The organism is Paenibacillus sp. FSL R5-0766 (assembly GCF_037971845.1).
GTDB lineage: Bacteria > Bacillota > Bacilli > Paenibacillales > Paenibacillaceae > Paenibacillus.
Genome location: NZ_CP150227.1, coordinates 1,710,556 through 1,723,047, shown reverse-complemented (window position 1 = coordinate 1,723,047; position 12,492 = coordinate 1,710,556). Strand labels below are relative to the sequence as shown.

Here is a 12,492-nt window from a genome sequence, read left to right as displayed (position 1 = left end):
ATTTTATCGTTTATTTACTTACTTACGAGGTGACACTTCACCACGTTCTTCCCGCTCCTTCATCTCCTTGCGTACCACCACTTCGAGCTTCTGCCGATTGGCAAGCAACCCGGGATCGTTGGGCGAGTACTCACGGGCTTTGGTGTTATGCATCAATGCCTGCTCCCAGTTGCCCAGATGAGCATAACAAAGGGATAAACGGGCATGTGGTAGCCAAGTGCGGCAGGCCTCTGGTACCGGGCGCAGACCCGGATCGCGGCTACTCACGTCTACCGCCTGCATATACCAGTAGATCGCCGAGACGGGTTCCTGCCGCTCATGAAAACAGGCCGCAATGGCACAGCAGAAATCGGCATGTGGCAGATCATACTGGAACGACTGCAGCAATGCACCGAGCTTACGCCCCGGCTCACCCAGTCGTTCATAACATTCCGCCAGCCGCGCGCAGGCAATCAGGCGATCCTCGCGGTAACCGCTTGGCTGTTCCAGCAGCTTTGTGTATCCGCGTGCCGCCGCCACATAACGCTGGCGGTCATAACATTCGCCTGCATAATAAAACAGCAGGCGACCTTGGGCTACGCCCTCTTCGGCGATCCATTTGCGCAGAATGCGCACGTTTCGCGCCGAATGATGTCCCGCTTCGCGGCGATGCGTAACGGCAATGTCTGCCGTAATGACCTCGCCCTGCGGGAAGCTGAGCTGCTCGTGCAGCCGGCCATGCCAGCGGCACCCGGCATCCCGCTTGACCAGGCGAAGGCGTCGGTCCGTCACAAGTGGACTCCCCTCCGCTCCCTCGGCCAGCGTGTAGTTCAAGATCACAGCTTCCGTCTTCCCCCCGGACGGAAGCTGCTGCTTCAACACCTCCAGCTTCGCCCGTTCCGCGGGCAGCAGCACATCATCCGCATCCAGCCACAGGATATACTCCTGCGTGGCCTTGGCGAATGACTCATTCCGAGCTGCGGCAAAGTCTTCCTTCCATTCATACGTGTAGACCTGGTCGGTATACTGCGCAGCGATGTCCATCGTGCGATCCGATGAACCGGTATCCACAATGACGATCTCGTCCGCGATGCCGGCAACCGAGTCCAGACAGCGTGCCAGCGTGCGTTCCTCGTTCTTCACAATCATGCACAGACTGATGGTGATCACGTTTTGAGCCCCTTCCTGTCGTACGCGTATTGCAATATGTCTATCATGCAAGTTCCCCTATTTTCTAATTAACTCAAGTACATAGTTCCGGTGTACCTGCAGTAATTTTAATCTCTCAGGCACATGACTTCTTATATCCTATCCTGTTACACTCGTATCCGATGTTACACTTCCCCACACTCCTGACGGCGAAGTCGTTTCACCTGCTCCACCGCACTGTCCAGTGCCTTCTTGCGCTGCTTCATTACGCGGAGGTGCTGATGCTCCACCTCGGCAAAATGGACATGATCCAGCGCCATCCACTCCATCAGTTGATCCAAAGTCGGCGACATATGCAGTTGTGTACTCCGCCGTTTGCGGGCCACACAACATAGATATTTATGATGAACTTCGAGTTTCAAGACTTCAAAATACGGCATCAGGGTCATCGCCAGACTTCCCGCATAGAAGGTCTGCTTGTGGTCATAAAACGGGTGATACCCATACGGCACGGTCACAACCAGCGTCCCATCCTCTTGCAGCAGCCGATAAATCTGGATCAACAACGTCTCCGGATGAGCAAAATGCTCCAGCACTTCTCCAAGCAGCACAGTATCAAAGGTAGTCCTTACTTTCCATTGCGTAATATCCAGCATTCGAAAATCCACATTGTTCCTAACTGGCCTAGACTCTTTGGCAAGCTCAGCTTGCGCATATCTTACACTTTCTTCTTCCAAATCAATGCCAGTGACACGAAATCCTTCACGTGCCAGCAGAATGGACGTAATGCCCTGACTGCACCCGACATCCAGGATGCGTTTGCCTGTCGCCTCACGACACATCCAGTGGATACGCGTTCTTGTCGCTTCATGAGAATCCTCCGAATTGATCTCGCCGTAATAGCGTTCACTCACTCGATCATGATTCGCCATAGGTTTCTCCCGTTTTCACTCGGTGAATCGGCTGACCCATCACCACAATATTTCCCCCGTGGCATCCGGCCGTTGCATTACGTGTATCAAAAATCAGCTTTGCATGATCTGCCATCTCCTGATAATCGAATGCCGAATGATCCGTGGTGATGATCACCAGATCAGCTCCTGTCCATAATTCTGGAACCGCTGGACAAGAGTGCAGCACTGTACCATCATCCTTAAGGAAGACAGGCACCATTGGATCGGTGAAAACCACATCTGCACCCGCTGCGCTCAGCAGCCGAAAAACGTCCAATGCTGGCGATTCGCGCAAGTCGTCAATGTCTTTTTTATAAGCCATACCCGCCAGTACAATACGTGCTCCTCGCACAGTTACACCATTCTGCTCCAGCAGCTCCGAGGCACGCTTCACCACTCTCTCTGGCATTTGCCGATTGGTTGCATCCGCCAGCTGAATGAATTGCAGCTCCGATCCCTGACGGTTTGCAGCCCAGGACAGATAGATCGGATCGATTGGAATACAATGCCCGCCGATGCCGGGGCCTGGATAGAATGGCATATAACCAAACGGCTTCGTTGCCGCCGCATTCAGCACTTCCCAGATGTTTACCCCCATCTGTTCACAGGCCGGGGTCAGCTCATTCACGAGTGCAATATTGACACTGCGAAATGTATTTTCGAACAGCTTTGCTGTCTCCGCTACCGTTGTTGAACTAACGGGAACAACTTCGTTGAGGAACGAACCGTAGAACTGTTTACCATAATTCAGACAAGCGGGTGTGGAGCCACCAATAATCTTCGGGGTATTTTTCACACCATAATGCACACTGCCCGGATCTACCCGCTCTGGAGAATAACAGACGTAGAACTGTTCTCCAGCTCGCCAGCCGTTTGCCACTTCAATCGGTTGTTTCACGCGTTCCTCCGTTGTGCCCGGATAGGTCGTGCTTTCCAATATAACCAGGCTGCCTTCCTGCAAATACGGAGTCATGCCATCCACCGCGGCCGAGATATACGAGATATCCGGTTGATGCTCGGCAGTCAGCGGAGTGGGCACACAGATTACAATGACATTGGCCTGTGCCACCGCTGCATAATCGGTGCTTGCCGTGAATAACCCAGCCTGCATAAGCGACTGCACAACATCATCTTCTATACCTATGACATACGAATTCCCGGCGTTCAGCTTGGCTACCTTGGAAGTATCGATGTCAATCCCGTGGACTTGATAACCGGCCTGTGCTATCTCTACAGCCATGGGTAAACCAACATAGCCTAGACCAATGACAACAGCTTTTAGGGAGCGGTCATTAATATGTTGTATGAGGTTACGTTGCTGTAACTCTTCATTACCTTCGTGCTGGTTGTGCTGATGATTTTCTTCCATTCCTACCACCTCCAAACGCTCCGCCTCCCCTCGGTGGGCGTGTCTGTAAACTCCGAGCGAGTTTTGAGACACACCCTAATCGATATAGCCACCTGCACGCAAAAACCGGGCAATCGCTGGTTTGTTCATCATGGCACTGTCCGAGCGATACTCGGAGAAGTTCACACGTGGCAGACTGCTGTACTGATCCGTCAGGCTCTTGTCCTTGTGCTCCGGCAGGATGACATAATACTGCGCATCGTATTGGTACGTACGCGGTGCTTCAAAGGGCGAGATTAACACTTCATGTAATTTCTCGCCTGGACGTATGCCCGTCACCTTATAATCGAAGGATGGACGACCTGCCTGTTCCAACATGACGGATGCAAGTTCCGTCATCTTGCAAGCTTTCATTTTCATCACAAAAGTCTCTCCGCCTACGGCCCCCTCAGCCGCCTTAAGCAGTAAATGTATAGCTTCGGTACGCGTCAGGAAAAAACGGGTCATGCCTTTGTCCGTAATGGTCGGGCTTTTGCCTTCATCGATCTGACGCCGGAACAAGGGCACAACACTGCCACTGGTTCCAAGCACATTGCCCCCGCGGATGCAGACAAACCGCGTACCTTCACTTAGCCAGTTGGCACGGATCATCATTTTCTCACCCAAGGCCTTCGTCATGCCGTATACGTTAATCGGATCTACCGCCTTATCGGTGGACACATCAATGACTTTCGGAACCTGCATGCGAATGGCAGCACGAATAATATTCTGCGTCCCGATTACATTCGTCTTGAACGCTTCATCCGGCTGGTCCTCGCAGACCGGAACATGCTTCAGCGCAGCCAGATGAAAGAGCACATCCACGCCTCTGCACGCATCTTCCACTGCACGATAATCCCGGATATCCCCAATGATGAATCGCAGACGCGGGTCATGGTTGAACTCACGCTGCATCGCAATCTGGGCATATTCATTACGTGACAGGAGGCGAATCTCAGCCGGGTCCTGTTCTAGCAGCACCTCGGTCAGCTTTTGACCCCAGGAGCCTGTGCCCCCGGTAACCAGAATCGTTTGTCCTTTAATCATGCATATACCCCTCCCTGATCAGATCATGAATTCGCGTAATACCTTTGCCATCTCATCCCGGCTTAACCGGTCTTTGGGCGGTACTTTTTTGACTGACGTATTGCTCGAATGCACGATATTCACGTAATTGCGCGGAGCCAGCAGCTCATGCGGCAGATCAATGACATTGCCATGCGTACCTCGGCCCGGCAGCTTCACCCGATACCCGGATGCGTACTCCGCCGTCTTGTACAGGTAGACATAGAATTGCGGAGAACGATGAAACGCAGGTGCCATCTCGTTGTTCACGCTATCCCAGAGATAGCCGTTCTGGTTAATCAGAGCCATCGTCTGCGGCTGTGGCTGCACGTCATATAGCTGCTGTACAAAGGTCCGGTGATAGAGGTCATCCGAATCCAGACGGGCAATATAGATGTGCTCCGCCCCTTCAGCAAATGCCAAAATCGCCCGTACACTCTCAATATGGGTTCCAAAACGAATGTTGGCAGGCAGCGACTCCTGTTCCGCGAGAATCTCCTGCATCACTTCTCCCGACTCCTTGGATAACTTCACCACCGTGAGGAAATCCTGATTCGTCTGAGCTTTAAGGCAGTGCAAAGTAAATGTGCGAAAAATGCTCATCCGCCGCTCCAGCCATTCTCTCGTCAACCGCTGAGGGTCGAGCCCATAATTGTTGAAGTTAATCTCAATAACCACTTTCCTGGACATAACACTCCTCCTCATGAACGCTGCAAATTCCGTTTACCGGTTACAGACCTTTTTCAACGTTTTGATGCCGTCTTCTATGAAAATCTTCTATCTGACTGATTGCTTACGAGAAACATCTCGCTTGCCAATCCAGCACTCTATAACATATGAATCGCTGATAGAAGCGGTACGGACGAATGCACTGATTTCAACGAAATAGATTGATATACAGCTGAAGATGGTGCCCTGCGGGTCGAACGTACATATCATTACTGCAGCCGCAACATAGAATAGAGCAATTGAATTTTCAAAGGAGGCAACCACTCGAATGAATTCGATCTATCTTGAAATGGATGGTGTGCTGGATCAGCTTGAAGCGGCGCTGCTTGAACAGCGCCCTCTCTCTCTTGTTCGAGTCGGCGATGGCGAGAATATCGTCATGTCCCAGGAAACGGTGTGGACTACGGAACAGGTTCTTCAGGAGCGTTGGGCCATTAAGGCCAATTTAGGGCAAAAAGGACTACGCCTTCCCAACCTGCAGCTACGCGATGAAGTCGCCGCTTCCTTGCAGCGGGCGGATATCGTCGGCGTTCTTCCCCGCGGTGACAGTACGATTAACGCTCCGGATTATCTCAAAAGACCCCTGACCGATATGGTGTTTGCACACTTTGGCATCTCTCCTCCAATGACTTGTCATGCCTGTGTCAATCGGGAGCTGGCGCAGAACCCGCGTTTCTGGCAGATGCTTGCAGGCAAGCGTGTGCTTCTCGTTACCCGTGAGATCGAGGCACTGCGTGCCACGCTCGAACGTGAGCCATATCAACTCAACATTGTGACTGCACTGCCCTTCGACAGCTATGATCAAATGCAGAACACGCTTGAGTGGATTCAGACGAATCAAAATACTTTTGATGTCGCTCTCTTCTCCTGCGGTGTCAATGCGGTTATTCTTGCTGAGCGAACAGCCGCACTCGCCGGTAAAGTCGCCATCGACTTTGGTAAAGCCAACAACATCATTCTGAAAGGCCGTGCCAACTGATTTTCAGGGCACCTTCATCCTCGAATCAGTGAGTTGCATCGAAAACATACCTATGCTTGTAAGACAAAAACCCCCGGCTCTTTGAGTCCGGGGGTTTAATGCTGAGCGCTAGTCGAAACGGGTCGATACATTACTTTGTACGTCTGGGTTGTCTGGGGTATGAGGCGAACTCTGCCCTCAACAGAAGTGATGACGAAGCACTCTGCCTATCATATTACGCCCTTCACTATTAGCCGATGGCTGCAATACCGAATAACATCTCCGGCCCGGTTCTTACTACTGTGGACACCCCCGAGATGAACGAAGTATACACACTTTCCAGTGCTGGTGGTGCAGACAGATGCTGAGCTGTGAACGAATGGAATTCGGCACCTCCGTTCTGTCCGATTGTACCTTCAGCACGGTAGATGACATAGAAAGGATCATATAAAAAACCCCGCACAAGCTCTACAACAAAGGTATCTCCCAGTTCTCCCGTAACACCTACTGTCCCGTTCAACGTAATAATCGGATTCACGACACCCAGGGTCTGAAGACCAATGGTGCCGAATGCTGACGGGGATTCCGACAGAGACAAACCGGGCTGTCCTACCGTTCCCGAGTTCATCGAAGTTCTCATATCGAGAAACACGCCCATGAGTAACACCTCCAATGCTATGGGATACCCTATCCTATGAATCTCATTACTCTTATGATTGGATGTATAACAGATTGCGTGAACCTATTTTTATTTGTCGACTGTTAATGGTATATTGAACTGCATAACGAAAATGAACGGATCGTATGCACAAAGCGGTACAGGCTGTTCAGAAGGAGATTACTATTCATGAATAAACGCAAACGTCCAACAGGCAAAACACCGGCCTCGGCCAAGGGGAAATCTTATGCAGGTTCATCTACAGCACGTTCCGGCAAGTCTACCTTCTCATCTGCAAAATCATCAGGAGCTTCCGCATCACGCAATACGGAGGAGAATAAGAAACCACTAGCTGCCAAATCATTATCCGCACCGAAGAAAGCAGGAGGTAACAAATCCAAAAACGGCAGTGCAGCCAAACGCCCGGGCAATGCCTATTATCGCAAGCAGGAACCACCACGCCAGTACAAAGTGACCGAGCCGGACGAACTGCTGAACTTCCTGTTGCAGCATTTAAAATCAGGACGGAACGCGGTGAAGTCCATTCTGGGTCGTGGACAGGTGTCCGTGGATCAGAAGGTCGTAACCAAGTTTAATGAAGCGCTGACGCCAGGTCAGATTGTCTACATTCGAAAAGAAGGTGCAGTCGCTGCTCCGTCCTTAACGGGTATTAACATTTTACATGAAGACGATGATATCATTGTGATCCGCAAGGAAGCCGGACTGTTGTCCATTGCCGCAGACAAGACGGATGACCTCACGGCTTATCGCCAACTGACAGAGCATGTACGCCGCACCAATCCGCTCAACCGGATCTTTGTTGTCCATCGTCTGGATCGGGATACATCAGGTGTGATGATGTTTGCCAAAAGTGAAGAGGTGCAGCAGAAGCTGCAAAACAACTGGAAAGAAAATGTGCAGGACCGCGTCTACGTTGCCCTTGTTGAAGGTTCGGTAGCCAAAGAAGAAGGCACCATCTCTTCCTGGCTGAAGGAAACCAAAACGCTGAAAATGTACTCCAGCTCTCGTCCGAATGATGGACAACACGCCATTACACATTACAAACGTCTGAAATCGAACCGTGAGTTCTCCCTGCTGGAAGTGCGTCTGGAGACAGGGCGTAAAAATCAAATTCGTGTGCATATGGAAGATCTCGGTCATCCGATTGCCGGTGACAGAAAATACGGCGCACGTACAAGAGACCTTGGCCGTCTCGGACTTCATGCACGTATACTCTCGTTTATTCATCCGACAACGGATGAGTTGATGTCATTCGAAACGGATATTCCAAAGCCATTCCTGTATCCGTTCCGTGCAGAAACTCCACCTGCGAAATAACTGCACCTATAATGTGTGCAATATAGAAAATTCACTAATCGATTGATCATGCCTGAAAGGAGGAACGGACACTGAAAAACCTGTTAATCACCGGTTACCGGGCACATGAATTGCAGATTTTTGGACAGAAACATGAAGGTATTCCTTTTATCAAAAAAGCCATCTTTTCCCGACTCACTCCCCTTGTCGAGGATGGTCTGGAATGGGTGCTGACGCCGGGACAATACGGTGTGGATCTGTGGGCCTGCGAAGTGGTGATTGATCTGAAGAAGACGTATCCACATCTGAAACTGTCGATCATCACTGCCTTTCAGAACCCGGAGGAGCAATGGAAAGAAGACAAGCAGGAGTATTACCGTTCCATCCTCTCGGGTGTGGACTATTACGGTGCGATTAGCAATCAACCTTATATCGGGCCGTGGCAGTTCACTGCACGGGATGACCTGTTGCTGCGTAAAAGCGACGGTCTTCTGCTCGTCTATGACGAAGATGCCGGGGAAGGCAGTCCCCGTTTTGTGAAGGAAAAAGCCGTGAAGAAACAGCAGAACGAGGACTATACAATCATCAGTGTCACTTCAGAGGATATTCAATCTGTAGCTGAGGATGAGCGCATGAACGATGTTATAGACTTTGATGATTCTTCATTCTGATTCATTGTGTATCAGTATAGTTCGTCAGGAGGTGCATAACATTTCGAATGACGTACATATGTTTTTTTTCGAGGCAGGTTGGGTATAAGTAGTATTATAACTGCGATGATATGTCGTATGGGATAAGGGGAACTGCAACCATGACAATTACGCCAGAGCAGCGCATTCAACTGCATGGATTTAACAACCTGACCAAGTCGCTAAGCTTTAATATGTACGATATCTGTTATACCAAAACCAAAGACGAACGCGAAGCTTACATTGAATATATTGATGAACAGTATAACGCCGCCCGGCTGAGTAAAATTCTGAACAACGTCTCTGACATCATCGGAGCCCACGTTCTTAATGTTGCCCAGCAGGATTACGTGCCTCAAGGTGCGAGTGTGACGATGCTTGTCTCGGAAGGTCCGATTGTGGAGATCCCTGAAGAATCACTCGATGAATCTCCCGGCCCTCTGCCCGATAACGTTGTCATGCAGCTGGATAAAAGCCATATCACTGTGCACACCTACCCTGAATTTCATCCTAGTGAAGGTATTAGTACCTTCCGTGCGGACATTGATGTCTCCACCTGTGGTGAGATCTCACCGCTTAAGGCGCTGAATTATCTGATCCACTCATTTGATACGGACATTATGACGATGGATTACCGGGTGCGTGGTTTTACGCGGGATACGAGCGGACGCAAGCTGTTCATTGACCATGAGATCGGCTCGATTCAGAATTATATTCCGGACGAGATCAAGAGCAGCTTTGACATGATTGACGTGAACGTCTATCAGGAGAATATTTTTCACACCAAATGTAAACTGAGGGAATTTGATCTCGACAATTATCTGTTTGGGTACACCAAGGATAAGCTCAGCAAAAAGGAACAACAGGAGATTACGGAGTGGCTGAAGCTGGAGATGGACGAGATCTATTACGGCAAAAATATTAATCGTCCCTCTTAAAGAGGTTGTTCAACGCTGATCCATAAGGGCAAGGGCTAAGACAAGATTTCATGAAGGCAGGGTTCTTCTTTTCGGGGGACCTCCGGCATGTGCTTGTCTTTTTCTTTGTTATGTTGACAGTGTGCAACTTAATTTCTTATTATAGAAGTAACTGTACAATCTACAGTGAAGGAGACTGAGCCCGTGATCGAAACGAATACGACAAGACGTAACGAATCACTGTTACAAGCGCTTACTGCACAGCACAATGCCATCACCAACAACATAGCCAATGCAGACACGCCCAACTACAAAAAGAAAACGGTAGAGTTTCAGGAAGAGCTGAGACGGATCGTTGAGAATGGCAAAACAGATCAGCTCGCCATGAAGCGGACTCATAACAAACACTTCCCTGTCAGTGATCCCAATTCTTCCATCGTACAGTACCGAATTGTCGAGAACAACGAAACTACGATGAACAATAACAACAATAACGTTGATATTGACAAGGAAATGGCGAATCTTTCGGAGAATCAGCTCATGTATAACTACATGGTTGATCGGGTCAGTGGACATTACAAAAAAATGAAGAATTTATTGAATGATCTGAAATAATGAATGTACAAGCAGCCCGAAACGGCTGCTTTTTTTTATAATCTTTTCCCCTGAGTGTAGCTCGTTTGGTGCCATTTTTCGGTATCCGCTCCTGTTCGTAGTATAATGGGGAGAAACGATTGATTTCATATCGAATAAAAGAGGTGCAACATGTCTCCACGTCATTTAAATGGTTTTCAAGGTTCCAAAGTCAGATTAGCGGCCCCATGCCCGGAAGATTGCATGCGTCTCTCCCGCTTCACAGACGATTATGAATATTTACGCAACATGGATACCGATATCGCGATCCCGTTAACGCCGGATGAGACAGGGTCCTCCTCTGTCCGCCGAGACAACGGATTTGAATTTGCATTACGTACACTGGAGGGTAATCGATTCATTGGATTCACAGCCCTCTACCGAATTGAATGGAACAATCGCTCCGCTCGTCTTGCCATTGGCATCGGTGAAGAAAATGATCGGGGGAAAGGATACGGAAGCGACGCTCTGGCTCTGATTCTTCGGTATGGCTTCCACGAATTGAACCTGAACCGAATTGCGCTGGAAGTCATCGAATACAATGAAGCCGCGAGACGTGCGTACCTAAAAGCTGGATTCCGGGAAGAGGGTCGCCAGCGTTCTGCAGTTTTGCGGGATGGCATGCATTATGACCTGATCTCGATGAGTATTCTTGCGGAAGAATGGTCGGCACAGTCTGGGCTTCCCTTGTCATTCCAGTCTACTCACACTACTCAATCTGGGGAAATGGACGCGGGTGGTTTTGCACAACGTAATGGGAACGAACAAGCTGCGCTGTCCCTGTCGGAATTAAGTTCAGATCCAAAAGGTGAATCTGAAATTTCACCTCGCATCGGCGTAGGCGCGGTCATCCTGAATGAACGGGGCGAAGTGCTTCTCGCCTGGCGGAATCGTCAGCCCGAACAGCACACCTGGAGTATTCCCGGCGGGAAAGTAGATCCCTACGAATCACTGGAGACTGCCGTCATCCGTGAAATCAAGGAGGAAGTGAATCTGGATATCGCCATCGATAGTCTGCTCTGTACGGCGGAGACGATCCAGCCACAACAGAAGGAACATTGGATATCCGTGCTCTATTCCACCAAGGTGATTGGCGGTCATGCTCGTAATCTGGAAGAAGGCGGAGCTATCGGTGAGATCGGCTGGTTTCCGCTCCATGATCTGCCCTCTCCACTCGCCTGCTTTGCGGTACCTGGGCTGGAAGCTGTGAAGAAGCTATATAATGAATCCCTTTTAAATTCTAATATCTCATCAGATGGAGGTATTCCTTTATGAATCATGCAGAACAGATGAATCAATTATTTCAGGCTGCACAGGCTGGAGATGTGGCCAACCTGCAATTATTGCTCGCTTCTCACCCGGAACTCACCAATATTGAAAATCAGGATGGGTTAACTCCGCTGGGATATGCCTCTCATTATGGACAAGCAGAAGTAGTTCGTCTTCTTCTGGAGCATGGAGCAGATGTTAACAACCTTTCTCATTCCAAGATTTCCTTTATCCCGTCCAATACTGCACTACATGCCGCGCTTGCGGGAGAACGTTCACCAGAAGTTATCCAACTTTTGCTCGAACATGGGGCATCCACGGGTATTCTGGACAGCGATGGACAATATGCGTTGCACTCCGCAGCATTTCATACGGATCAGATCGAACTTATCGAGATGTTACTTCAGCATGGAGCTGATCCAAACGTGCTAAACTCAGCGGGCTAGACCGCACTGGATATTTCACTTGAACGTGGTAACACGTCTACAGCTTCATATCTACGAGCAGCCATTACAGCGCATCAGCAATAATGATTGGATAACGTAAGCAATACCGCGAATAACCGTCAGGACTCTTTTTGGAGTACAAAGAGAAGGTCTGGCGGTTATTTGTTGTCCGATTACATACCTCTATCGGTGAGAGGCTATATAAGTTGAGCTAAGAATATTTACACTTGCCACTCCGATGACAGAACAACCTTCCGATCGCTGTTATCCCCAGATTTTTTAATTCACTTTTACAAAGGTGAAAATCTGGCGATAAAGGCGAAGTGTATGCTTCCGAAGGAGC

At 49.5% G+C, this 12,492-nt stretch carries 13 protein-coding genes; 7 read left to right on the top strand and 6 right to left on the bottom strand.

From position 1 onward, the window contains the following. Window positions 1–18: 18 nt before the first annotated feature. From MKY66_RS07665 to MKY66_RS07645, 5 genes are all read right to left on the bottom strand, one after another. Complete coding sequence (locus MKY66_RS07665; RefSeq protein WP_076209397.1) at window positions 19–1,149, bottom strand: glycosyltransferase family 2 protein; 1,131 nt, start codon at window positions 1,147–1,149, stop codon at window positions 19–21. 164 nt (window positions 1,150–1,313) lie between these two features. Continuing rightward, window positions 1,314–2,060, bottom strand: a complete 747-nt coding sequence (locus tag MKY66_RS07660; RefSeq protein WP_076209398.1) for a methyltransferase domain-containing protein — start codon at window positions 2,058–2,060, stop codon at window positions 1,314–1,316. After that, window positions 2,047–3,450, bottom strand: a complete 1,404-nt coding sequence (locus MKY66_RS07655) for a nucleotide sugar dehydrogenase (RefSeq protein WP_076209399.1) — start codon at window positions 3,448–3,450, stop codon at window positions 2,047–2,049. The genes MKY66_RS07660 and MKY66_RS07655 overlap by 14 nt, the downstream gene beginning before the upstream one ends. Before the next feature lie 75 nt (window positions 3,451–3,525). Continuing rightward, window positions 3,526–4,515, bottom strand: coding sequence for an SDR family NAD(P)-dependent oxidoreductase (locus tag MKY66_RS07650; protein ID WP_076209400.1), 990 nt, complete (start codon window positions 4,513–4,515; stop codon window positions 3,526–3,528). An 18-nt stretch (window positions 4,516–4,533) separates the two neighbouring features. Beyond that, on the bottom strand, window positions 4,534–5,223 hold the full coding sequence (locus tag MKY66_RS07645) for a glycosyltransferase (protein ID WP_076209401.1): 690 nt from the start codon (window positions 5,221–5,223) through the stop codon (window positions 4,534–4,536). A 307-nt stretch (window positions 5,224–5,530) separates the two neighbouring features. Here MKY66_RS07645 and MKY66_RS07640 point away from each other — a divergent pair, with 307 nt between their 5' ends. Then, window positions 5,531–6,241, top strand: coding sequence for a GT-D fold domain-containing glycosyltransferase (locus tag MKY66_RS07640; RefSeq protein ID WP_076209402.1), 711 nt, complete (start codon window positions 5,531–5,533; stop codon window positions 6,239–6,241). Between the two features lie 229 nt (window positions 6,242–6,470). Here the strand turns inward: MKY66_RS07640 and MKY66_RS07635 are convergent, their stop codons facing one another. Then, window positions 6,471–6,878 (bottom strand): hypothetical protein, encoded by a 408-nt coding sequence (locus MKY66_RS07635; RefSeq protein WP_076209403.1) that lies wholly within the window; start codon window positions 6,876–6,878, stop codon window positions 6,471–6,473. Window positions 6,879–7,067: 189 nt separating this feature from the next. Between MKY66_RS07635 and MKY66_RS07630 the strand changes: the two genes are divergently transcribed. The 6 genes from MKY66_RS07630 (at window position 7,068) to MKY66_RS07605 (ending at window position 12,149) form a co-directional block, all read left to right on the top strand. Beyond that, on the top strand, window positions 7,068–8,216 hold the full coding sequence (locus MKY66_RS07630) for an RluA family pseudouridine synthase (RefSeq protein ID WP_076209404.1): 1,149 nt from the start codon (window positions 7,068–7,070) through the stop codon (window positions 8,214–8,216). Window positions 8,217–8,287: 71 nt separating this feature from the next. Further along, a complete protein-coding gene (locus MKY66_RS07625) occupies window positions 8,288–8,866 on the top strand; it encodes a DUF1273 domain-containing protein (RefSeq protein ID WP_076209405.1) in 579 nt (192 codons plus the stop codon). A 140-nt stretch (window positions 8,867–9,006) separates the two neighbouring features. Beyond that, a complete protein-coding gene (gene speD / locus MKY66_RS07620; RefSeq protein WP_036610662.1) occupies window positions 9,007–9,822 on the top strand; it encodes an adenosylmethionine decarboxylase in 816 nt (271 codons plus the stop codon). A 183-nt stretch (window positions 9,823–10,005) separates the two neighbouring features. Then, on the top strand, window positions 10,006–10,416 hold the full coding sequence (gene flgB, locus MKY66_RS07615) for a flagellar basal body rod protein FlgB (RefSeq protein WP_076209406.1): 411 nt from the start codon (window positions 10,006–10,008) through the stop codon (window positions 10,414–10,416). 150 nt (window positions 10,417–10,566) lie between these two features. Further along, on the top strand, window positions 10,567–11,709 hold the full coding sequence (locus MKY66_RS07610) for a GNAT family N-acetyltransferase (protein ID WP_305956037.1): 1,143 nt from the start codon (window positions 10,567–10,569) through the stop codon (window positions 11,707–11,709). Beyond that, entirely contained in the window at window positions 11,706–12,149 is a 444-nt protein-coding gene (locus MKY66_RS07605) for an ankyrin repeat domain-containing protein (RefSeq protein WP_076209407.1), read from the top strand. Before MKY66_RS07610 ends, MKY66_RS07605 begins: the two co-directional genes overlap by 4 nt. Window positions 12,150–12,492 lie beyond the last annotated feature (343 nt).

Excerpts from the sequence above, each read along its gene's own strand:
- MKY66_RS07660 (WP_076209398.1), bottom strand. The coding sequence starts at position 2,060 with ATGGCGAATCATGATCGAGTGAGTGAACGCTATTACGGCGAGATCAAT.
- MKY66_RS07655 (WP_076209399.1), bottom strand. The coding sequence starts at position 3,450 with ATGGAAGAAAATCATCAGCACAACCAGCACGAAGGTAATGAAGAGTTA.
- MKY66_RS07650 (WP_076209400.1), bottom strand. The coding sequence starts at position 4,515 with ATGATTAAAGGACAAACGATTCTGGTTACCGGGGGCACAGGCTCCTGG.
- MKY66_RS07645 (WP_076209401.1), bottom strand. The coding sequence starts at position 5,223 with ATGTCCAGGAAAGTGGTTATTGAGATTAACTTCAACAATTATGGGCTC.
- MKY66_RS07640 (WP_076209402.1), top strand. The coding sequence starts at position 5,531 with ATGAATTCGATCTATCTTGAAATGGATGGTGTGCTGGATCAGCTTGAA.
- MKY66_RS07635 (WP_076209403.1), bottom strand. The coding sequence starts at position 6,878 with ATGGGCGTGTTTCTCGATATGAGAACTTCGATGAACTCGGGAACGGTA.
- MKY66_RS07630 (WP_076209404.1), top strand. The coding sequence starts at position 7,068 with ATGAATAAACGCAAACGTCCAACAGGCAAAACACCGGCCTCGGCCAAG.
- speD (WP_036610662.1), top strand. The coding sequence starts at position 9,007 with ATGACAATTACGCCAGAGCAGCGCATTCAACTGCATGGATTTAACAAC.
- MKY66_RS07610 (WP_305956037.1), top strand. The coding sequence starts at position 10,567 with ATGTCTCCACGTCATTTAAATGGTTTTCAAGGTTCCAAAGTCAGATTA.
- MKY66_RS07605 (WP_076209407.1), top strand. The coding sequence starts at position 11,706 with ATGAATCATGCAGAACAGATGAATCAATTATTTCAGGCTGCACAGGCT.